Annotated in this window: 17 protein-coding genes; 8 read left to right on the plus strand and 9 right to left on the minus strand. The window is 65.6% G+C overall.

The genetic code is table 11. The annotated features are described in order from the left end of the window. Window positions 1-34: 34 nt before the first annotated feature. The 4 genes from FJY73_00735 to FJY73_00750 form a co-directional block, all read right to left on the minus strand. Entirely contained in the window at window positions 35-1,171 is a 1,137-nt protein-coding gene (locus tag FJY73_00735) for a PQQ-binding-like beta-propeller repeat protein (protein ID MBM3319189.1), read from the minus strand. Between the two features lie 186 nt (window positions 1,172-1,357). Next, complete coding sequence (locus FJY73_00740) at window positions 1,358-1,726, minus strand: hypothetical protein (protein ID MBM3319190.1); 369 nt, start codon at window positions 1,724-1,726, stop codon at window positions 1,358-1,360. Window positions 1,727-1,965: 239 nt separating this feature from the next. Continuing rightward, on the minus strand, window positions 1,966-2,883 hold the full coding sequence (locus FJY73_00745) for a sulfite exporter TauE/SafE family protein (protein MBM3319191.1): 918 nt from the start codon (window positions 2,881-2,883) through the stop codon (window positions 1,966-1,968). Between the two features lie 481 nt (window positions 2,884-3,364). Continuing rightward, entirely contained in the window at window positions 3,365-5,629 is a 2,265-nt protein-coding gene (locus tag FJY73_00750; protein MBM3319192.1) for an immune inhibitor A, read from the minus strand. A gap of 185 nt (window positions 5,630-5,814) precedes the next feature. Between FJY73_00750 and FJY73_00755 the strand changes: the two genes are divergently transcribed. Next, a complete protein-coding gene (locus FJY73_00755) occupies window positions 5,815-6,225 on the plus strand; it encodes a Smr/MutS family protein (protein MBM3319193.1) in 411 nt (136 codons plus the stop codon). Between the two features lie 9 nt (window positions 6,226-6,234). On the opposite strand, the gene FJY73_00760 is transcribed toward FJY73_00755, so the two are convergent. Then, entirely contained in the window at window positions 6,235-7,029 is a 795-nt protein-coding gene (locus tag FJY73_00760) for an inositol monophosphatase family protein (protein MBM3319194.1), read from the minus strand. Between the two features lie 37 nt (window positions 7,030-7,066). Then, the gene (locus FJY73_00765; GenBank protein MBM3319195.1) at window positions 7,067-7,720 is read right to left on the minus strand and encodes a PorT family protein; all 654 of its coding nucleotides are present in this window, start codon (window positions 7,718-7,720) and stop codon (window positions 7,067-7,069) included. Window positions 7,721-8,047: 327 nt separating this feature from the next. Between FJY73_00765 and FJY73_00770 the strand changes: the two genes are divergently transcribed. The 5 genes from FJY73_00770 to FJY73_00790 all read left to right on the plus strand — a co-directional run bounded on the left by FJY73_00770 (window position 8,048) and on the right by FJY73_00790 (window position 12,849). Continuing rightward, window positions 8,048-8,548 carry a sulfatase-like hydrolase/transferase gene (locus FJY73_00770; protein MBM3319196.1) on the plus strand — a complete coding sequence of 167 codons (501 nt, stop codon included), beginning with the start codon at window positions 8,048-8,050 and terminating at the stop codon, window positions 8,546-8,548. Beyond that, a complete protein-coding gene (locus FJY73_00775) occupies window positions 8,523-9,629 on the plus strand; it encodes a sulfatase-like hydrolase/transferase (protein MBM3319197.1) in 1,107 nt (368 codons plus the stop codon). Before FJY73_00770 ends, FJY73_00775 begins: the two co-directional genes overlap by 26 nt. Beyond that, window positions 9,626-9,961 (plus strand): protein secretion chaperonin CsaA, encoded by a 336-nt coding sequence (locus FJY73_00780; protein ID MBM3319198.1) that lies wholly within the window; start codon window positions 9,626-9,628, stop codon window positions 9,959-9,961. The genes FJY73_00775 and FJY73_00780 overlap by 4 nt, the downstream gene beginning before the upstream one ends. A 314-nt stretch (window positions 9,962-10,275) precedes the next feature. Continuing rightward, a complete protein-coding gene (locus FJY73_00785) occupies window positions 10,276-11,715 on the plus strand; it encodes a sulfatase (protein MBM3319199.1) in 1,440 nt (479 codons plus the stop codon). A gap of 147 nt (window positions 11,716-11,862) precedes the next feature. Beyond that, window positions 11,863-12,849, plus strand: a complete 987-nt coding sequence (locus FJY73_00790) for a peptidylprolyl isomerase (GenBank protein MBM3319200.1) — start codon at window positions 11,863-11,865, stop codon at window positions 12,847-12,849. Here the strand turns inward: FJY73_00790 and FJY73_00795 are convergent. Genes FJY73_00795 through FJY73_00805 form a run of 3 tightly spaced genes read right to left on the minus strand, consistent with a single transcriptional unit; the run spans window position 12,846 to window position 18,730 of the window. Next, a complete protein-coding gene (locus FJY73_00795; GenBank protein ID MBM3319201.1) occupies window positions 12,846-16,280 on the minus strand; it encodes a fused MFS/spermidine synthase in 3,435 nt (1,144 codons plus the stop codon). The two genes, FJY73_00790 and FJY73_00795, sit on opposite strands and share 4 nt — an antisense overlap. Before the next feature lie 60 nt (window positions 16,281-16,340). Then, a complete protein-coding gene (locus FJY73_00800) occupies window positions 16,341-17,597 on the minus strand; it encodes a glycosyltransferase (GenBank protein ID MBM3319202.1) in 1,257 nt (418 codons plus the stop codon). After that, a complete protein-coding gene (locus FJY73_00805) occupies window positions 17,594-18,730 on the minus strand; it encodes a glycosyltransferase (protein ID MBM3319203.1) in 1,137 nt (378 codons plus the stop codon). Before FJY73_00805 ends, FJY73_00800 begins: the two co-directional genes overlap by 4 nt. 197 nt (window positions 18,731-18,927) lie before the next feature. Here FJY73_00805 and FJY73_00810 point away from each other — a divergent pair, with 197 nt between their 5' ends. Beyond that, window positions 18,928-19,431, plus strand: coding sequence for a PTS sugar transporter subunit IIA (locus FJY73_00810; GenBank protein ID MBM3319204.1), 504 nt, complete (start codon window positions 18,928-18,930; stop codon window positions 19,429-19,431). Window positions 19,432-19,441: 10 nt separating this feature from the next. Continuing rightward, window positions 19,442-20,857 (plus strand): glycosyltransferase family 39 protein, encoded by a 1,416-nt coding sequence (locus FJY73_00815; GenBank protein ID MBM3319205.1) that lies wholly within the window; start codon window positions 19,442-19,444, stop codon window positions 20,855-20,857. The last annotated feature ends 1 nt before the right edge of the window (window position 20,858 follow it).

Here is a 20,858-nt window from a genome sequence, read left to right on the forward strand (position 1 = left end):
CCCTCGAAAAAGATGGCCCCCGAAAAAGAAGGTCTCACCGGCTCAGAATCAGCTTCCGGACGGCGCGAGCGTCTTCGGTCTCGAAGCGGACGAAATAGACCCCCGCGGCGAGCGGTCGTCCTCCCGCGTCTCGTCCGTCCCATACGAGGTCGTGCGCGCCGCGAGGAAGAGCGCCCTCGAAAAGGACGCCCGTTCGCCTCCCTCTCGCGTCGTAGACCGCCACGCGCGCGATCCCGGCGCGCGGCATCTCGAGGGAGAAGAAGACTCGGTCGACGAAGGGGGTCGGGTGCGCCGAGAGACGAAGAGACGAACCAGATTCTCCAGCGAGAGGTCTCGCGTCGATCCCCGTCGGGTTCTCGATCCGATAGCGGAGCGCCAGCATGTCGCTTCCGGTCGCGAAGCGATCGCCGTATCCGGCGACGTAGAGATCGCCCTGGGCGCTCGCCGCAAGAGCATGACCCTCGTCCGATTGGGCATCGCCCGCGTCGAAGCGCTCCGCCCAAAGCTGGGCACCGCTCTCCGGATCGAAGCCGACCGTCGCCGCGTCCCAATTGGTTCCCTGTCCGTCGCTGAACCCCGTGGCGACGACCACGCCGCCCGGTCCCTCCACGATCGCGGACGCTCCGTCGTAGCCGCCGATCGGCCCGTTGTAGCTCCCGGACCAGAAGAGATGTCCGTCCGATCGGTCGAACTTGAGAACCATATAGTTGCCGCTTCGGATCCCGGCCACGAGGATGTCCCCGGCCGCGTCGCGGACCATGTCGCGAGGATCGTCCGGGCTCGTTCCCGAGGAGTTATGCTGGATCGCCCATGCGGTCGCGCCGTCGGCCGCAGCGTAGCGGTGCAGCACCACGTCGTAGCTCGTGCTCGTCGTCCAGGTTCGGTTCGCCATCACGATGTCGCCGTCGTCGCAAACCGCGAGCCACCCGGCCCTCGCGCTGATCGAGTTGACCGCGCCCAAGATCTTCCGGTTCCAGATCTCCGAACCGTTTGATGTGTTGAACTTAATGGTGCAAAAGTAACCCGGGTCGGCGGCGTTCGTGAGAACGCCGGTGACGACCGGATGGCCGTCGGGGCCGACGGCGATATCCCACCCGCGATCGGCGAGCCCCGCCGGACCGCCCGCGTGGACACGCCAGAGAATGTCGCCGTTCGAGGCGGCGAGCTTCATGGTGAGGATGTCGTCTTCCTCGCCGCCGTTCCTCTGACGTCCGGTGACGAAGGCGTTCCCCGCGCTGTCAGCGGCGATCGCGTAGACCGATTCGTTGAATCCTTCCGGGCTTCCGTAGAACCGATACCAGAGAACCTCTCCGGTCTCGTCGTCCAGCTTGAAGACGACGACATCGTCTCCCTGACCTCAGCCGTAGCATCCTTCGCGCGTTCCGCCGACGAGAAGATCGCCCGCGCCGTCGCGCACCATGCCGCCCACTACCATGCTGTTCCCGTCGATCGAAGGGATGCGCCGGGTCCAAATCGCGCCGCCGGTCTCGCGATCGATTTTTCGGATGAGCCAGTCGACGGATCCGGCGGGGCCCGTGCTCGATCCGGCGATCACGAGATTCCCCTCCGCGTCGGTCGCGGCGGCGACGGCGATGTCGGGCTGCGAAAGACCGCCGTCGTAGAGGTCGTGCCACTCGAAGACGGGGTTCGCGCGCGCCGCTGCGGCGCATGCGAGAAGCGCCGCAGCGAGCGCGAGGCGTTTCATTCGTGCCGGGTGTTCGTTCATCGACTGGACTCCTCGGCCGCGAGTGGGGGGGTGGGATGCGGCCCGCGAAAGGGGCTCCCCGCCGCGGCGACACGAGGCCCCACTTCGACTGCATCTCATTCTATCGCAACTCGTTCCAGAAGTCCAGCAATCCGGCGTTTCGGGCGGGCGACGAGATGGGGCGGGTTTCGCGCTGAGCGCGTCGCCCGCCACCGAAACCGGCGGGAGAGCGAGAGCCCGATCCGTTCGCTTCGCCGGCATCACGTCCGGAAGCCGGTCAAGTAACGAGCGGCAAGGAACGCGAGCAAGGCGATCAGCAGGAGCCTGAGCCAAAGGCCGGGAACGAACCTCTGCGTCCGCGCTCCCGCGTACATGCCGGCCATTCCGCCCACTCCGAAGAGAAGACCGAGCGCCCAATTCGGCCGCACCGCCAGTCCCAGGTTCTCGTAGTGTCCAGCGGCGAGCTCGTAGAAGGAGACCCCGACGGCCGACGTCGCGAACGTGGCGACGAGTGTCGCGCCGGCCACCGTGTGAACCGGCAGGCCGTAGATCCCGACCAAGAGCGGGGCGATGATCGCTCCCCCTCCGATTCCGTAGATCCCGCCGATGATCCCGACGACGAGCGCGAGGACGAAGAGGCCGGGCGTCCCGCAGCCGTATGTCCGGCCGCGAAAACTGTATGCGAGCCGCCGCCAAGAAAGCTCGACGGAACCCACGGCACGCTCCTCGATCGTTTGCGATCGGATGCTTGCTGATTCTCCCGCACTCTCCGCCCTCGGGCGGATCACGTCGAGAAGCAGCCGCGCGCCGAGAAGGAGGAGCACGGTCCCCGCGAATATCTTGAAGCGCGCGGGATCCGGGAGATACGCGAGGCGAATCCATCCGCCCGCGACGACGCCAGGCAACGTCCCGCCGATGAGCACCCAAGCCAGCGGCCAAACGACGCGTCTTTCGCGCGCGTACCGGAGCACGCCGCTCGGCACGGCGACGAGGTTGTAGATGAGGTTCGTCGGGCTCACCGCGGGACCGACGAAACCGAGGACGCTCATCTGGAACGGGAGGAGAAGAAACGCCCCCGAGACACCGGCCATCGAGGTCACGAACGAGACGAGAAACGCGATCGCCGGCGGCAACCAGATGTGTCCCCACGCGCCCGAAAAGGGAACATGCGCTTCCATCGATCTCCCGGCCGCTTCGGGCTCTCCCGTGCCGCCACATCGCCCGCGCTCTCAACACTCGCAGGGCGATGGCTCCGTGTCAATCTCGCCCACGGCCTCTCCGGGTCTTCGGGTTTGACAGGCTTCGCCGCCACGCGGATCTTTCGGCCCGAAACAGACGGCGGCGTGGACCTTGCTCCGGCCTAGCGCCGTCGGGTAATAGAATACATGAATGATCTAACGCCAACGGAAGAGCCACGATCGCGAAGGAAGTCCTTCTCGTTCTCGTCGGTTCAGGCTGCATGGTCCTCATTCTCGCTTGTGGGGACGACGGCAAGTCGAGCAATCCGGCGGACGGGAAGCCGGCGGCCTGTTTCACCATGACGCCCGAAGCGGGGGCGACCTGAACCGACTTTCTCTTCGACGCGGAAGTCCGCGCGAGATGCCCGACCCCGGAAGAGATCGGGCATCTCGAATCGTGCGGCGCCGCGAACGCCTGGGTCTATCTCATCAACACGAGCTTCTTTGTGTCGTCGAAGCCCGGGGCGCTCATCCGGTAGAGATAGATGCCGGAGGCGACCTGGCGGCCTTCGGCGTTCGTTCCGTCCCAGACCACCGCGTGGTTCCCCGCGTCCCGCGCGCCGCTCGCGAGAACACGGATCAGCCTTCCTGAGATGTCATAGATCGCGAGCTCGACCGGCGCGCGCTCGGCGAGCGAGAAGAGAATCGTGGTCGTCGGGTTGAACGGGTTCGGAACGCTCGCGCCGAGGACCGTGCGCAGCGGTGCGCTCCCGGATGCGACCTCCGTGCTGATGTCCACGTTCACCGCGCGGATTCCGCTCCAATAGCCTTCGCTCTCCTCTTGATCGAAGCCGCGCACCCAATAGTAATATGCGCCGCTCAGGCGCCCCTCGACGAGGTACGAAGTCTCCTCGATATCGCTCGCGAGCGTGTCCGTGTTCGCGAAGAGACGGACGTTCTCGATGTCGTCGATCTGCACGCCGCGGAGGTACTCGAGCTCGTCCGTCGCGTACCGCCACCGGATGCGTACGCTCTCGCCGTCGGAGTCGGAGAGATCGAACGCGCACCGCTTGAACACGCCGCTCGAGTTTCCCGTGATTCCGTTCCCGATGTTGTTTCCGTTCGGGTTGTCGTTCGTCGTGAAGCTCCCCGGGATCGTCGACCAGAACTTGCCGCCGTCGATCGAGACCTCGACATACCAGTAGTCCCACTGGTTCTCGACGCGCCACCACGCCCAGAAGACGAGCGAGTCGCCCGCTGCGACGTCGAGCGGGTGCAACGCCTCGAGAGGGGCGTTGTACTTGTTCCCGGTCCCCGAGTAGAAGCTGTACTGCCCCGAATGAGACTTCTCGTTGTTCCAGGTCCACGTGTCCGTGATCCAATTGCCGATGCCGCTCTCGGCGTCCTCGAGGACGATCGTCTCTCCCGTCGCCTCGACGAGCTCGTAGCGCGTCACGTTCGTGTCGCCGTCGCCGCGCGTCCAGGAGACCGTGTACAGGCCGTCGTCGTCGTCCGGAATCGCCGCGATCGAAGGCGCGCCGGGACGCGCGAAGATGGTGGGACGGTCCGCGTAGCGCAGCATGTGGAGCATCGCGGGAAGCTGTTCGGCGAAGTGAATCGGGATCATCGCCTCGGGCGTGTTGAACTCATCCCCGATCTCCGGCGTGATCGAGAAGCACTTCGGCTTCGAGGGATCCGCGTAGGCGTAGTCGTCCGAGCCGCCGTTCGTCGTGTAGATGAGGCCGGTGTAGCCGTTCCCGACCGCATAGCCGTTCCCCGCGGCGAGACTGTCCCCGAGCGTCGCGAAGAGATCGTCGTCCTCGGTCTGCAGGCGGACGTAACCCCACGGGTAGAGGTACATCCGCCCGTAGCTGTGGAACGAAAGCGCGAAGATGAAGGAATGCGCCTCGAACAGTCCGAGAAGCGCCTGAAGCTCCGGCTCCGAGCCGGCGGAGGGACCGCGGTACGTTCCGTCTCCCGTGTATGGGCTCGACCCGATGTCGTCGTAGCCCCACAAGTAGGGATAGTTCCGGTTGAGGTCGACCCCGTACGTGCCGTCGCCGTTGTCTCTGCGGTTCTTTCTCCACCCCGCGTCGACATCCACCACGTGCTGGTGTCCGTCCGGATTGAGGAGCGGAACGATCCAGATCTCGCGGCTGTCGACGAGGGCCGTCACGAGCGAGTCGGTTCCGTAGTTCTCGAGAAGATACTCGGCGAGGAGATACGGCATCTCGACGCTGATGATTTCCCGCGCATGGTGGCACCCGACGAAGAGAACTTCCGGCTCCCCCTCGGCGTTCTCGACGTTGTCGCTGATCTTGAGGGCGAGGATGTCGCGCGCTTCGTGGCTGTCGCCGAGATCGAATGCCTTCGCGAGCGTCGGGTAGAGCGCCTCGAGGCTGTCGAATCCGCTCTCGACTTCCGCGTAGGTGTGGAACGCGCCGAACTCCCGCTCCGCGCGAAGGGGCGCGAAGGCCGCCGAGAGATCCTCGATCAGCACCTCGAATGCGGCAGCGCGCCCCGCGATTGCGGCCGCCTCCTCGAGACTGACCACGAGATCCGCATACTCGCCCGGGCGAAACGAGGCGACATCCCATCTCTCGCGCACGATCTCCCTCGTGATCCCGCTTCCGTCTTCGTACACGCGGATCAGCCGCCTCCCTTCCGCACTCGCGTCGCCGGGAGGCGCGCCGAGCGCGAAGAGAACGATCGCCGAGATGAACAGGACGTGCGAGAGGCGATGCATGGTGCTACGCTCCTTTCTGCAAGCGTTGGGCGGGAGAGCGATTCTTGTGCCGGGGAGCGCGGGGGGGAGCCGAATCCCGCAGGATCGCCTTCGATTATACCCGATTCTCCCGGAGCCGTCACCGGGCGATTCGGAAGAGGTCCGCGAATCGCAGGGGCGCGTCTTCGGACCGGAGGCGGCAACCGATGAGCAAGTCGATTCGCGCGCTTCTTTCTCGTCTTTTCCTGTTCATGTCCCCCCATCGGGGCTCCGCGCCCGCCCGCGCGGGCCGTCCTTCGGCGGACGACGATGCGATCCTGCCTTCCGGCCCCTTCGTTGTCACGGACGATCTCGATCTTCACGGCCTCTTTCCGGAGCAGGTTCCGGAGATCCTCGACGAGTTCCTCCGGAACGCGCGCGCTCTCGGGATCCGCGAGGTCCGCATCGCGCACGGCAAGGGGAAGAGCGTTCTCCGCGGCGCGGTTTGGGAGTTCCTGGAGAAGCATCCATTCGTGATTGACTTCCGCCAGGCGCCGCCCGATCGCGGGGGATGGGGCGCGACGATCGCACGCGTTCTCCTCGAGGTGGATGGAGAGAAGGCGCCGCCGGGGGAGTGACCTCGCTTCTCAGGCGAGCGCCTGCTCGACGAGAGGGAGGAAGAGATCGCGGAGGTCCGCGCGCGCGAGGGCGAGCATGGGGAAAGACCGGCGCGTGTAGTCCGCCCCCTCGGCGAGAGGGAAGGGAGCGTTCGCGAGAGGGGTCCACACCCCGCCGGCTGCCCGGAGGATCGGCCACGCCCCCGCGAGATCCCATACCTTCGGCGTCGCCTCGACCCCTCCGAGGGCCGCCCCCGAGGCGACCGTGAGAAGGTTGTGCGCCGCGGACCCCAGCATCCGGATCTTCGTCGGGAATGGATTGCGGAGAAGCGCGGTGCTCCGCGAGCAGATCGTGAAGAAGCGCGTCTTGTCCGGTTCGTCCATGCTCGTTCGAATCGGGATATGATTGAGATACGAACCGTTGATTCCCGTCCCGTCGGCGCCCTCGACGTACACGCCCTCGAAGAGACGCCCGAGCGGAGGAACCCGCACGTGCCCGAAGACCGGCGTCCCCCGATGGAGGAGGCCGAGGGAGATCGCCCAAACCGGGATCCCGCGCGCGAAGTTCGTCGTTCCGTCGAGGGGATCGACGACCCAGCACCACTCTCCCCCGCGGAAGGTCGCGTCCCCCTCCTCGGAGAGAACCCGGTGATCGGGGAAGGCGCGCCGCACGAGCGAGACGAGCGTTTCGTCCGCCCAGCGGTCGGCCTCGGTCACCAGCGTTCCGTCCGCCTTCCGATCCGCCGCGACGGGTCCGAAAAACGAGAGAAGGCGTTCTCCGACCTCGGCGGTCGCGCGCGCCGCGAACGCGCGCGCTTCCTCGATGAGCTCACGAGTCACAAGACCCTCCCGCGACGCCCTGTCAGAACCCGACGTGCAGCCTGAGATGATACGTCCCGCCCCGGTACGCGTCGTCGAGGCTCAAGCTCTTGCTTCCGATCTTCAGCTCCTTGTCCGTCACGTCGGTCAAGTCGAACGTGTAGCGTGCCTCGGGAGCGAGAGAGAGACCGAGGAACGGGAGCTTGAACTCGATGCCGATCCCCACGTTTCCCCCCCAAACGGTCGACCGGAAGTTGTCCTCGAAGTCGCCGGCGGACGTCACGTTGAACCGGAGCTCCGGACCGAAGAGGAGGTAAGGCTTCAAAGCGGGAGTGATGAGGCGGTACTGAAGATCGATCGGAACGACGAAGTATCGGACATCGAACGTGTCGTTGAGGCTCGCGGGATCGTCGAGGCCGTCCGAAAGACCCTCGAAGAGCGGCCCCGCGTTTAGATAGATCGCCCCCACCCGGAGGCCGAGCGGTCCGAGCGCGCTCATCGCGTACAGGCCGAAGTGCGTGCCCGTCCGGTTGTCGTAGGTCGTCTCCGCGTCGTCCACGCGCACGTCCTCGAGGGATGCGTAGTTCAGCCCGATCGTGATCCCCGACGAGGCCGCAGCGTGCGAGGCGCCCGCCGCTGAGAAGAGAACCGCGGCCGCGCACGCGATCCGCGCCGCCCAATCGAAATGTTGAGACATCGTGTTTTCCTCCCCTTTGTCGGTTTGGTCGGAAGACCGCATGCCGCCCAGCGCGCTCATCGTACCAGCCCCCATTCGGCCCCGCAAGGACCCCCGGGACTGTTCGGGACGGTTGACCGAACCGGCCGGGGCCGGTAGCATACGCGGGGGCGGACGCTCGGACCGGCGTCTTTGGCGACGCGGAAGTTCGGGCGGCTCGGCGAGCGCGGCGGGGGAGAGAGGCGCGCGCGGTTTCGGACCGCGTGTCTCGCGGGCTCTTCACCGGGAGGAAACACGCTCGATGGACGTTACCGCTCCCCCAGCGGCGTTCTTGTTCGATCGGTTCTCGTGCTCGTCGCCCTCCTCGCTTCGTGCTCGGGCCGACCGGATTCGCGCCCGAACATCCTCGTCGTCCTGTGGGACACGGTTCGCGCGGACCGCCTCGGCCTCTACGGTTTCGCCAAACCGACCACCCCCTTCCTCGACGAATGGGCGAAAGATGCCCGCGTTTTTCTAGGATTGCGTCTCTCCAGCCAACTACACGGTCGCTTCGCACGCCTCGCTCTTCACGGGTCTCTATCCCACCGAGCACGGCGCGCAGAACGGACGAATCCGGCTCGACTCGTGCCACAAGACCCTCGCGGAGTCGCTGGCCGAGGCGGGCTATCAGACCTTCTTGTGCTCGGCGAACCCGCACATCTCCGCCGAGACGGGTTTCGCCCAGGGGTTCCAGGAAAAGAAGCATCCTTGGAGTCCCGATCTCCGTTCGGAGGCTTATCGGATCGTCCAGCGCAAGATTGCTCCGAGCGATCAAAGCAGCGAATTGCCCGCGAAGATTCGAGCGGGTAAGATCGGCCCCTGGGACATCAAGGCGAGCGGAGAGCTGGCCGGGAAGAGTTTGTTGAAATGGCTTGGCCGAATCGACCGAGAGAAGCCGTTTTTTGCCTTCCTGAACTACATGGAGGCGCATCGGCCGTGGGTCCCGCCCGTCGAGTACCGGAGGCGCGTCCTTTCCGAGGATGAGGTCGAGCGGTCGTACGAGGTGAACCGGTCGTTGACGAAGCTTTGGAGATATACTTTCGGTGTCGAGAGCTACACGAACGACGAGCTCGAGATCATGGCCGGAAGGTACGAGGCGACGATCGCGGAATTGGACGATCTTCTTCGCGATCTGATCGAAACGCTCGATGCGGAAGGCTTCCTGGAAAACACCGTCGTGGTGGTGACCTCGGATCACGGCGAGCATCTCTGCGAGAAGAACCTACTTGACCATCAGTACTCGCTCTACGAACCCCTTCTCCGCGTCCCGCTTGTCCTCTACTATCCGAAACGGATCGATCCCGGGAGGGAGAGCGGCCCCGTGATGACGCACGATCTTTTTCGAACTCTGCACGAGCTGGCCGCAGTCGGGCTCCCGGCCGCCCTGGCGGAGAGGGGGACGAGCTTGCTCGCGCCCGACGTCGAGCGGGAGCGCGTCTGCGAGTGCCTTGGCGTCTTTTCCTCTCCGTACCCTACGGTTCTCGCCGTCAGTCCGCACTGGGATCCGACTCCGTGGGAGCGGGAGATCCGCGCGGTCTATCTCGACAGCCTCAAGCTGATCCGTTGGTCCGACGGAGAGGAACGGTTGTTCCGGATCGAGAAGGACCCGGAGGAGAAAGAGGACGTCGCCGAGGAGCTGGAGGAAGAGAAGGACCGGCTGGAAGAGGCGCTCGCCGCGTGGGCGGCGGCTCTCGACGAGGCCGAACCGTCCAAAGGGCCGGGACCTGTCTTCACCGAGGCGCAGCGCGGCATGCTCGAAGCGCTGGGTTATCTTCATGACGGCCGGGAGGACGAGGAGACCGCAGGCGTGCCCGAGGACACGGCCGCCCCGGACGAGCGGGACCGGAACGGGGGGAAGGCGGCGGTCTCGATCGAGGAGCGAGACGAATGAAGGACAAAGCCGATTTCGCGCATTTCTCCGCGCTCGACATGCGCGTCGGACGCGTGGTGCGCGTGGAGAACGCCGAAACGAGAAAGCCTCTCTATCGGGTGACCGTGGATTTCGGGGGAGAGATCGGGACGAAGGTCTCGGTCGCGGGATACGCGGACTACCCGAAAGAGGAGCTTCTCGGCCGGCTCGTGGTCGCCGTGATCAACTTCGAGCCGAAACGCATGGGGCCCGAGCTCTCCGAGATCTTCATCCTCGGCGCGGTGAACGCCGAGGGGAAAGCGATCTACCTGACCCCCGAATCGGACGTGCCTCTCGGGGCGACGGTCGTTTAGTGTCAAAACGTCAGAAGTGTGCTCCTTGCAGGGCCGCCGGGGCGCGGGGTGAGGGGGTGAACCTGCGAGTTCCCGAGCGCACCGGGCCCTGCCGGCCCGGCACCGTGTCGTGAGCCCGGCGCGCTCGGGGTGTCTCTTCCGGCACCCCCTCGCCCCGGGTCCCGGCCGGGAAGACACCGGTGGAGTTTCTGTCGGATCAAGGTTAGTGTCGAGACGTCGGAAGTGTGTTCCTTGCGAGGCCCGGCCGAGGAAACACCAGTCGAGTTTCTGTCGGATCTAGGCCGGCTGGGCGAGGCGCGGAGAAGGAGAGCAGGATGAGCGGTCGGCCCGAGGAGAGACGCGCGCATGCGAACCGTCGCGCCGCGGGCTTAGTCCGACTCGCGCTTCTTCTCGCAGGGATGCTGGCCTTCTCCGGATGCGGGGGAGGCAAGGAGCGAAAGCCGAACATCTTCCTCATCACGATCGAGTCGCTTCGCGCCGACCATGTCGGCTGCTACGGATATCCGCTTCCGACGACGCCGAATCTCGACCGATTGGCGGAGAAGAGCGTGCGGTTCGACCGCGCGTACTCGGTCACGAGCTGGACGCTCCCCTCGCATGCCTCTCTTTTCACCGGCCTTCCGCCGACGGCGGCGCAAGTTCTCGAGCCGCACCATCGCCTCGCCGACTCGTACGAAACCCTCGCCGAGCTTCTCTCCGAGGAGGGTTACTACTGCATCGGCTTCGTCAGCGGTCCCTTCCTCCGCACGCCGTACAATCTGCATCAAGGTTTCAGTCGGTACGACGACAGCCCCTCCTCGGTCTCGACCGGAAACGCGCACGGCGATCTCACGAACCCCGAGATGGAAGAGAAGATCTCGGCGTTCCTGCGGTCCCTTCCCCCGCGGCCGTTCTTCCTCTTCGCGTACTTCTGGGACGTTCACTACGATTTCATTCCTCCCGTTCCTTTCGACACGCTCTTCACCGATCGCGAAATGGAGCGGTTCGATTGTCGAGGCTTCGAGCGAAACCCGGAGATCCGCCCCGATATGAGCAACGAGAGGCTCCGCTACGTGGTTTCTCAATACGACGGGGAGATCCGCTGCACCGACGAGATGCTCGGGCGGATTCTCGGCGTTCTTCGCGAGACATCCCTCTGGGACGAAACGGCGATTTTTGTGACGGCCGATCACGGCGAGGAGTTCTTCGAGCACGGAGAAAAGGGGCACAAGAACAACCTGCACCGGGAGTCGTTGCACGTGCCTCTTCTCGTGAAGCTTCCCGGGCGTGTTCCCGCTCGGACGGACAACCGGCTCGCGACGCTGATGGATCTCTTTCCGACCATCGCGGAAATCTCCGGGGCGGATCCGCGCGGCGCTCGCGAGGGGCTCTCTCTCCTCGTCGATCCGCCGCCGAGCCGCGATCTCTTCTTCGAGCTTCGCCACACGTACTACGGGCCTTCGATCGCGGCAGGGTCCTTGGGGACGAGGACCTTCGACTCGCATGCCGGGACCGACGGCATGTTCAAGTACATGAAGAGAGCGCGGCAGGAGGGAGAGAGGCTTTACCGAGTCGACGACGATCCCGGAGAGACCCTCGATCTCGCGGAGGGGCGCGAGGCCGATCTTGCGGTCTGGAGGGAGAAGCTCGCCGAGTGGAAGCGTCGCGCGGAACGGATCGCGTCCGAGCACGGAGCCGGGCGGGACGCCGTCCTCTCCGCGGACGAAAAGCAGAGGCTGGAGGCGCTCGGCTACATCGAGAGCGGTCCGCGGTAGGATCTGGGGCCCCGTCGCGCCGCGGCTTGACGACGTCGAATCCCGGAGATAGACTCATTCGCCGGACAGAGGGGTTTCGGGACGCGTGACGAGAGCGCGGTGATCCGCCGATGCGCCCCGCGCTCTTCCTTGTTGAAGGGAGGAAAGATGAACGGTAAACGAATTTGCGCCGCGGCGCCCGCCCTGTTGGCCTCGGCGTTATTTCTCTTCTCGTGCGGGGGAAAGGGCGGGGAGAAGGGAGCCGAGGGAGAGACGGTCATCACCGTGGATGGAACCAAGATCACGACCGTCGACGTCGCCCACGAGACTTCCCGTCTGACGCGCAATCTCAGCCAGCGATTCTCGCCCGAGCAAATCGAACAGATGAAGGATCAGCTCGGGCAACAGGCTCGCGAGAACCTCATCCACAAGATCCTCCTCGCCAAGGAGGCCGAGGAAGAGAAGATCCGCGTCGAGGACTCCGAGCTCGGAGAGAGGATCGCCGGCTTCCGGAGAAGCCTTCCGGACACGGGCGCGTACGTCGAGTACCTGAAAGGGCTCGGCATGACCGACGAGGAGTTCCGGGACGAGGTGCGCGAGGAGATCCGAATCGAGAAACTCCTCGATCGACGGACGGAGAGCATCGCCTCCGCCGACGAGGCGGCGGTGCGGAGCTTCTACGAGGCGAATCCCGGGCTCTTCGATCAGGACGAGCAGGTTCGCGCCAGCCACATCCTGATCCTCTTCGAGCAAAACGACACCGAGGAGAGCAAGAAAGGAAAGCGTGCCCGCATCGAGAGGATCCGCGGGGAGCTTGCCGCGGGGGCCGACTTCGCCGCTCTTGCGGGCGAGCATTCCGGGTGCCCCAGCGCCGCGAGCGGGGGAGACCTCGGGTGGTTCGAACGCGGCCGGATGGTGAAGGCTTTTGAGGACGCCGCGTTCGCTCTCGAAGCCGGCAAGACAAGCGGGATCGTGGAGACCGAGTTCGGCTACCACATCATCAAGCTGACGGATCGAACGGCTGCGCGCAAGATCCCGCTCGAGGACGTTCGCGAGCAGATCGCGGCCGAGGTGACTCGGGAGGCGCACCGCGAGGCGATTCAGGGCTACCTTCGCGCGCTTCGTGAGAAAGCGGACATCCGCATCTTGAGCTAGCGGCGCCGCACTCTTTCCAGCTCTTCGCGCGCGGCGGTTCGGCTCGGGTCGAGACGGATCGCGAGGCGAAGCTCTTCGGCCGCCTCGCGGACGAGACCCCGGCGGGCGAGGGCTCGGCCGAGCCCCTCGCGGGCGCTCGGGTTCGACGGGTCGAGCGCGGCGGCGATGCGGAACTCGACCGACGCTCGGTCGCCGAAGCCCTCCGCGAGAAGGATCTCCCCGAGCCGGACGCGCGTTCCGGCCGACCACGGGTCGACGGGGATTCTCGATCCGTCCGGTCCCTCGATCGCGCTCTCCTCGTTCGGATGCGCGCGGAGCGCCAGCATCGTCCGCGTTCTCTCCAGCCCGCGCTCAACGGCCTCTCGGAACTCGTCTCTCTTGACCGGGAAAGCGAGAGCGGCCGCGTAGAACGGTTCCGCCTCGTCGATGCGCATGCTCCGCTCGAGGGCATGAGCGAAGGCGACCAGCGGGAGCGGCCGGTCCGGGTGAAGGATGAGCGCCTCGCGGAAGATCTCTTCCCCCGCCTCCCGTTCGCCGACCGTCCAAAGCCGATCGGCGAGCGCGAGGAGTTCCTCCATGCCGAGCGCGCCCGCGCGCCGCCTCGCCTCCAGGCGCGCGATCTCCGCGAAACGCGCTCCGAGATCCCGTCGAAACGGCGAGGAGGACTTTGCGAGCCTGAGGAAGTCCTGTTCCGCGATCGCGGGCTCGCCCTTCCGAAGACGAAGAAGAGCCTGCGTCAAGTGCGCCTCGTCGGTCGGCGTTCCTCGGATCTCCTCGAGGAGATCGGCCGCGCGCTCCCAATCGCCGCGAAGCCGGTAGAGACGAAAAAGGGGATCCCATGCTTCATCATCGAAGGGATTCGCCGCGATTCGGCTTCGATAGATGCTCTCGTCCCGTTCGGTGATCCCCGCGATGACCCGGAGATTCGCGTCGCCCGGCAGGGAGCGGAACGCCTCGCGGATCTCGGCATCCGCCCGCCAGGATGTGCTCGCCGGATCGGGCGCGGACGCCTCGATCCATGAGATCGCCTGCGATCCGAGAAGGTGAAACGCCGCCTTTTCGTATCTCTCCAGCTCCTCCGCGGTCGACTCGAACTTCTCGGCGATGGTGAGATAGGGGAGAATGCTCGTCCGATTGAAGAGCATCGCGTCGATGATTTCGGGGCGCGTGTAGAGCTCGCGCGAGTACTCCAGGTAGGGTTTGTCGTCCGAGTTGACGGGGACGCTGCGGGTGTATCGTTCAAGAGCGTGTTCGTCCATCAAGTGAAACGCGAGAAGACGGAGCGGATCCTCCATCGTGTAACGCGCCAGGTCCTCGCGGACTCCCGGAAGGCTCGCTTTGCGCACGAAGTCGTCGTAGTCGATGCGAAGAGGCTCGAGAGCTCCGATCAATACGAGATGGTTCGGGTTGACGTACCAGAGCGACGAGTGCGGGAACACCGAGAGAAACGTCCGAAGAAGAATCTGGAACTGCCTTTCGGTGAAGCTGTTCGTCGGGACCCACGCGCAGATGAGCCCCTTCTCGGTCATTCGGGCTCTGCATTCGGCATAGAAATCCGATGTGTAAAGAGCCGGACTGTGGCTCGGGTGGATTGCGTTGAAGGAAATGAGATCGTACTTCTCCTCGGCGGCGAAGATGAACGTGCGGCCGTCGTCGATGATCAGCCGGAACTTCGGGTGATCGAGGATCCCGCGGTTGACGCTCCGGAAAAACGCCGCGGTCTCGACCTCCTTGGGAACGAGCTCGACGCAATCGACCCGCTCGACGGAAGGATAGAGAACGGCTCCGTAGCAGGTCACGCCCATCCCGAAACCGATCACGAGAACCTTCTCCGGCTCCTCAGCGAGGAGGAGAGGCGTGTGCGAGAGCATGAGATGGACCTGCATGTCCGTGTAGGTCGTGTAGGCCGTTGATTCGCCGTTGATGTTGAGCTCGAGATGGCCGGCCTTCTTGTCCCGAAGGACGGCGAGCGACGCCGTGGCTCCCTCGTCCGCGTAGAGGAGCTCCATCGGGCGGTCCGGGTTCTTGAAGTGCCGGCTCTCGAGGATCATCGGCCTCCACTGGGAGAGGAAGAGGTTGGCTCCTCCGAGAACGAGGAGGGAGAGGAGAGCGAAAGCCCCCGCGAGCCTGCGGGCGCCCCGCCTCGAGGAGAGAAGGATCACGAACCCGCCGACCGCGAGGTTGACGAGGGAGATCACCGCGATGCTCCGTGAAACGCCGAGAACCGGGAGCAGCAGAAACCCGGCGAGGAGGGAGCCGAGGATCGCGCCGACCGTGTTCGAGGCGTAGACGTTCCCGACCGTCTGCCCATAGCCCCGACCGGCGCGCGAGTAGAGAGCGGCCGCGACCGGGAACGCGAGCCCCATGAGAAGCGTGGGGAGGAGCATGACGGCGAAACTCCCGCCCGCGCGCGCGAAGATGAACCTCCACCAGTTGTCGTCGATGAAACCTCGTTCGAGGGACCGGATCACCTCAAACAGACGGCCGAAAACGGGCACGGAGATCATCCCGAAGACGCCGATCGCGATCTCGATCACCGCGAATCCCGCGACGAGCCGCCGCCCGCCGCGAAAGACGACCGGAAAGAGGGCGCTGCCGAGCGCGATGCCGAAGAGAAAGGTTGATAGGATGATCGTAAAAGCGTAAACGGCAAACCACCCGAGAAAGAAGAGAAGGGCGCGCGTCCAGAGGACCTCGTAGGCGAGGGACGCGAAGCCGGCGGCTCCGAAGAGGACAAGGACCGCGCGCGGGTCGAGCGCGTTCTCCGCCGGGGCGCGTTCGATGACTGCGGGTTCGCCGACCTGCGCTTCCCGCTCCTTCTCGCTCCGTGAGACGACGAGCGCGCCGAGGGCCGCGAGAAGATTGAGGCCGACCGCGAGCCAAACGACCCCTTGGGTGCCGAGGGCGGGAATAAGAAAGAACCCGGCGGCGGCGCAGCCGGCCATCGCGCCGAACGTGTTGAGCGAGTAGAGCGCGCCGACGTCCCCGCCGAGAGTCTCCCTTTCCTTGACGAAGAAGCGAGTGATCACGGGGAGCGTCCCTCCCATGAGGGCGGTCGGCACGATGAGGCCCGCGAAGCAGAGCAGGAAGCGGCTCGCGGGGAAGAGAAGATAGGAGCCGTGCAGGTTCCTGTGCAGGAAGAGCTGCACGGGCTTCATCGCTTCGAGGAAGAACGGGAAGAGAAGGGCGGTCGCCGCGATTCCGACCTCGAGCGCGGCGTAGAGCAGGAGCGCCTTTCGGCCGCGATCGGCGACGCGCCCGAAGAGGAAGCTGCCGGCCGCGAGACCCGCCATGAACGCCGTGATGACCGTGCTGACCGCGAGGGTGGTCGACCCGAAGAGAAGGGTCAACGAGCGGCTCCACACGACCTGATAGAGCAGCCCCGCCGCCCCCGAGAGGACGAACAAGGTCCCGACGACGCTTCGCTTCATCCCGATGTCTCCCTTCTCCCAAAGATCGGCCGGCGGCCTGTTCGGGCCGAGGGTCCGATCTTACCGGAGCCGCGCTCTCCCCTCAAGGCGACCGGGCTCCCCGGCGCGGCGATAGAAGCCGATCAGCGTCTCGAGATGGCGCTCCGGTCCGCACTCGGTCTCGAGGAAGGCGCGCGCGCTTGCCCCGAGATCGCGCGCGAGACTCGCGTCCCGATCGAGCGTCCGGATCGCCTCGGCGAGCGCCGCCCCGTCGCCCGAAGGGAAGAGGAATCCGGTTTCTCCCGGGCGGACCATCTCGGGGATTCCCCCGCGCTCCGCAGCGATGACCGGCTTCGCGAGCGCGAACGCCTCGTAGATCACGAGGGGAGAGTTGTCGTCGTACTCCGACGGAAGGAGGAGGGCGCGGCACGATCGAATCGCCTCGAGGAGAGGCTCCCCCTCGAGATAGCCCGCGAATCGCACGTTGCGAAGACCGCGCGTCTCCGCCCCGCGCTCGATCGCGGCGCGTTCCGGACCCTCGCCGGCGATAACGATGCGCGCCTCGGGCGCGCGCGCGGCCGCCTCGAGGAGCACCGGCAGTCCTTTCTCGTGCGACAGGCGGCCGAGAAAGAGAAACGAGCCGTTGTCCGCGCTCGCCGCGGGACGATACCCCTCGAGGTCGATCGTGTAAGGGAAATGCTCGATGCGCTCCCTGCGAATCCCCCAGCGAATCATCGTCTCCTCGATGAAACGGCTCGGCGCGTGATAGAGCGCGATCCCCTTCTCATAGAGGCCGGAGGCGCTGTAGAGCGCCGTCTCGACCGCGGCGACGAGGCTCGCCGAGCGCCGCCCGAGAACGCAGCGGTGGCGCACGGCTTCCCAGTAGCGATGGCCGAGACAACTGTCGCACGGCTTCCCGTCGCGGAAGCGCCGGTACGCGGGGCAGACGAGCTTGTAGTCGTGGAGGGTCTGCACGGTCGGCACGCCCGCCCACGAGAGCGCGGCGACCACCGATCCGGAGAGCTGATGCGCAATGTTGTGAAGATGCGCGATGTCGGGGTGCTTCCGCTCGACGATCTCTCCGACGCGGGCGAACGCTTCTTCGTTCCAGAAGACCTTCGCCGCCTCGGCGGCGCGCCGGAGAAACGGGGCGCGCTTCCGGTAATCGGTCTCCGAGAGAAAGAGCGCGCGATGCGGCGTCGGAAGATCGCGGTCGGTCCTCATCGCGAGCGGGATCACCTCGTGCCCCGCCCGCTCGAGAAGACGGGAGACCTCGAGATAATACCTTTCGGCTCCGCCTTTCAAGTAATGATACTTATTGATCTGAAGGATTCTCAAGCCCCGGTTCTCCCGGCGATCGAGAGGAAGTAGCGCCGGTATTCCTCGACCGTCCGCTCGAGCGTGAAGCGCTCCTCGATTCGTCGTCTGCCGGCGGCACCCATGCGGCGGGCGAGGTCCGGGTCGCGGAGGATGCGCGCGAACGCCTCCGCCATGCTTCTTGGATCGCCGGCCGGAACGATAAGCCCGGTTTCCTCGTGGGAGACGAGATCGCGGACGCTCCCGACGTCCGTGTTGACGGTCGGAAGGCCGCACGCCATCGCCTCCATCGTGGAGATGGGGAACGTCTCGCGATAGGGATGCGAGGAGAGGGCGAGGAGATCGAGCCGCGGCAGGAACTCCGGGAGATCGCGCCGGCGCCCTGTGAGGCGAACCGCGTCCCCGAGGCCGAGCGCGGCGATCTTTCGTTCGATCGCCGGACGCTCGGGGCCCTCGCCGACGATGTAGAAGCGCGTATCAGGAAGCTCCCTTCGCACCGCCGCCGCGGCTTCGAGGAAGACGCCGTGCCCCTTCTCGGGAGTGAGGGATGCGACGATGCCGACCGCCTTCTCCCCCGGCCGCGGGCCGCCGTCGAGAGGAGGAAGCCCGCCGCGGTCTCGCGGGCGGAACGCGCGGTGATCGACTCCGTTCAGGATCACGGCGAGGTTCGCGGGGTCGAGCCCTTCCTCGCGGACGAGCGCGTCTCTTTGCGTCGGCGCGACGAGGATGATCCCGTCGAGCCTCGCGAGGAGGCGGAGCTGACTCCAGAGGAACATCCTCTTCCTTCCCCAATGCCGCGTCGCGTGGATCGCGGAGATCCGCCTGCGAATACGAAGCGACCATCCGAGCCATTCGCCCACGAGAAGGGCGTTTCGTCCCGGCTCGACGAAGAGGATGTCGAACCGTTCGCCGCGGAGAGCGCGCGTCAGGCGGGAGACGGCGGCGAGGTCGTAGCGGTGTCGGAGGAAGCCTCCGTCCACGCGGACGCCGATCTTTCGGACTTCGGGCGCGAGAGTCCCTTCTTCCTTGAGGCAACAGAGACGAAAGCGGATCTCGGACGGAGGGAGAGAGCGCATGATCTCCTGCATGAGCTGCTCGAACCCGCCCGTGTGGAACGAGTTCACGAGGAGGAGGATGTTCAGACTGCTCGGCATGCGGCGCCCCGCTTTCCGTTCGCGCCGAAGCTCGGTCGTCCGTCGGTTGCCGGCGAGCCTCGCCGCAGCCGGCATTCTATCGGAAACCGCGGGGGCTTGAGAAGTGCGGCTGATTTCCGATATTCTGGTTCAGGGTATGAATACGGGACCGCTGCGGGACATGAAACCGGAACTGCGGCTGACGCGGAGCGCGAAACGTGCGGCTCTCACCTTATCTTCAGCAAGGGTTCATCCGCTTCGAGCTGGAGACCCGATTGGATCCTCCCGAGGAGGAGGACTTCGATTGGGAGAAGTACGTCGCGGGAGTCAAGCAGGCGGTGATCCGGGAGCTGGCCGGTCTTCTCGCGGAGACCGGGCTCGTAGGAAACGCGAACAAGCTCTTCCTCGACCTCTGGAATCGTGAGAAGAAGGCCTCGACGGCGGTCGGGCACGGAATCGCGATCCCCCACATTCGAAGCCGCCAGGTCAAGGACGTCATCCTCGGCTTCGCCCGCTCGCGGGAAGGCTACGAGTTCGCCGCGCCGGACGGGGAGAAGGTCCACTTCTTCATCGTCATCGTCGGCCCCGCCTACGATCCCGACCGCTATTTGAAAATCTACAAAGCGGTGAGCGGGATGTTCCGTTACGATGGGATCCGTGAACGGCTCTTCGAAGCGAGCACCGAGGGAGAGATCTTTCGTCTCTTCGACGGGAACTTCTGACCCGGCGGCGGTGGGCGGCCGGGCGCGCGCGCCTGTTCTCCCGTTCCTTCTCTTTCTCGCGGCCGGTCTTATTTCCTACTCGATCAATCGAAACCTGAAATTTGTCTTCTGGGACGAATTCCTCTGGCACCCGGATGTGGCGCGCCTCGCGAGGGAGGCGATCGCGAGCCGCGATTGGGCGGCGCTCCTTCATCCGACGCGCTGGCAGTATCCGCCCCTCTTCTTCTGGGTCGATGGGACTCTCGTTGGACTTCTGGGCGAGTCGTTCGCCGTGTTTCGGCTGCCGTCGATCGTTTCGAGCGCGCTTCTCGCTCCGTGGGCCTATCTCATCGGGCGGGCGGCGGGCGGGGAGCGCGCCGGGATTCTCGCCGGGCTCTACGCGCTTCTTCTGCCGCTCGCGCACCGCTACGGCTCGGCGCTCCTCGTCGATCCCCTCCAGGCGGCGCTCGTCGGCGCGGCCCTTCTCGCTTTCGTGCGCGCCGAGACGCGCGGCGGGAGTCTATTTCCCGCGGGAACGCTCGCCGCGCTCGCCGTCTCGACGAAGTACACTTCTCTTCTGCTTCCCGCGGCGCTCCTGCTCGTCCTCCTCGCCGATCGGGTGCGATCCGGCGCCTCGGTGAGAAGGCGCGCGCCGATCGAGATCGTCCTCTTCGCGGCGCTCTCCTTCTTTCCGCTCCTCCTTCTCCGGGAAGAAGACCGCGCTCTTCTCCGCGCGATGGCTTTCTGGAGATCCCTTCCGTTCGACTGGGCCGATCTCTTTCGCGTCGTTCCCGCGCCGCTCTTCGTTTTCGCCCTCCTCGCGCCGCTCCTTCGCGCGAGTTTCTCTCGGGCGATGCGGGGGCCGGTTCTCTTTCTCGCTCTCTGGCTTCTCTTCTTTTTCTGGGGGCGCCGGCAGATGAACTGGCTTCTCCCCGCCGCGGTCCCGCTCGCAGCTCTCGCCGGCCACGCGACGGCGGTTTGGGTCGGGGGGCGAAGATCCCTCCTCGCCGTCTCCGCCGCAGCGGCGATTCTCCTCTATGGAGGATACCGGAGCGCGCGGGAGATCCTGATCTACCGGGAAACCGAGAGGATCTACAACGAGGCGGCCGCCTACGCGAACGAACGCGTCTCGCCGGACGAGATCGTGGTCGTCGACGCGCTCCCCTTCGAAAGCCCGCTCTATCTGCACTCGTCCACGTGCAATGCGAGGTTCGCGTGCTATCGGGAGGGGCGCCTCGCACTTCTCGTCCCCTGGGTCTTCGAGAACTACAAACGTCGCGGGTTCGACGGCGCCGCGTGGGGCGAGGTTCACGAGCGCGAGATCCGCGAAACCTGGCGATTGGAGAAGCGCTTTCTCGCGAACGGCCGGCCGATCCTCGAGATCTACGCGAACCCTGCCTTCTTGCCGCGGAGCGAGAAGAACGGGCCGCCGGAAGCCGGACCCTGAT

Source organism: Candidatus Eisenbacteria bacterium (assembly GCA_016867715.1).
Classification (GTDB): Bacteria; Orphanbacterota; Orphanbacteria; order Orphanbacterales; family Orphanbacteraceae; genus VGIW01.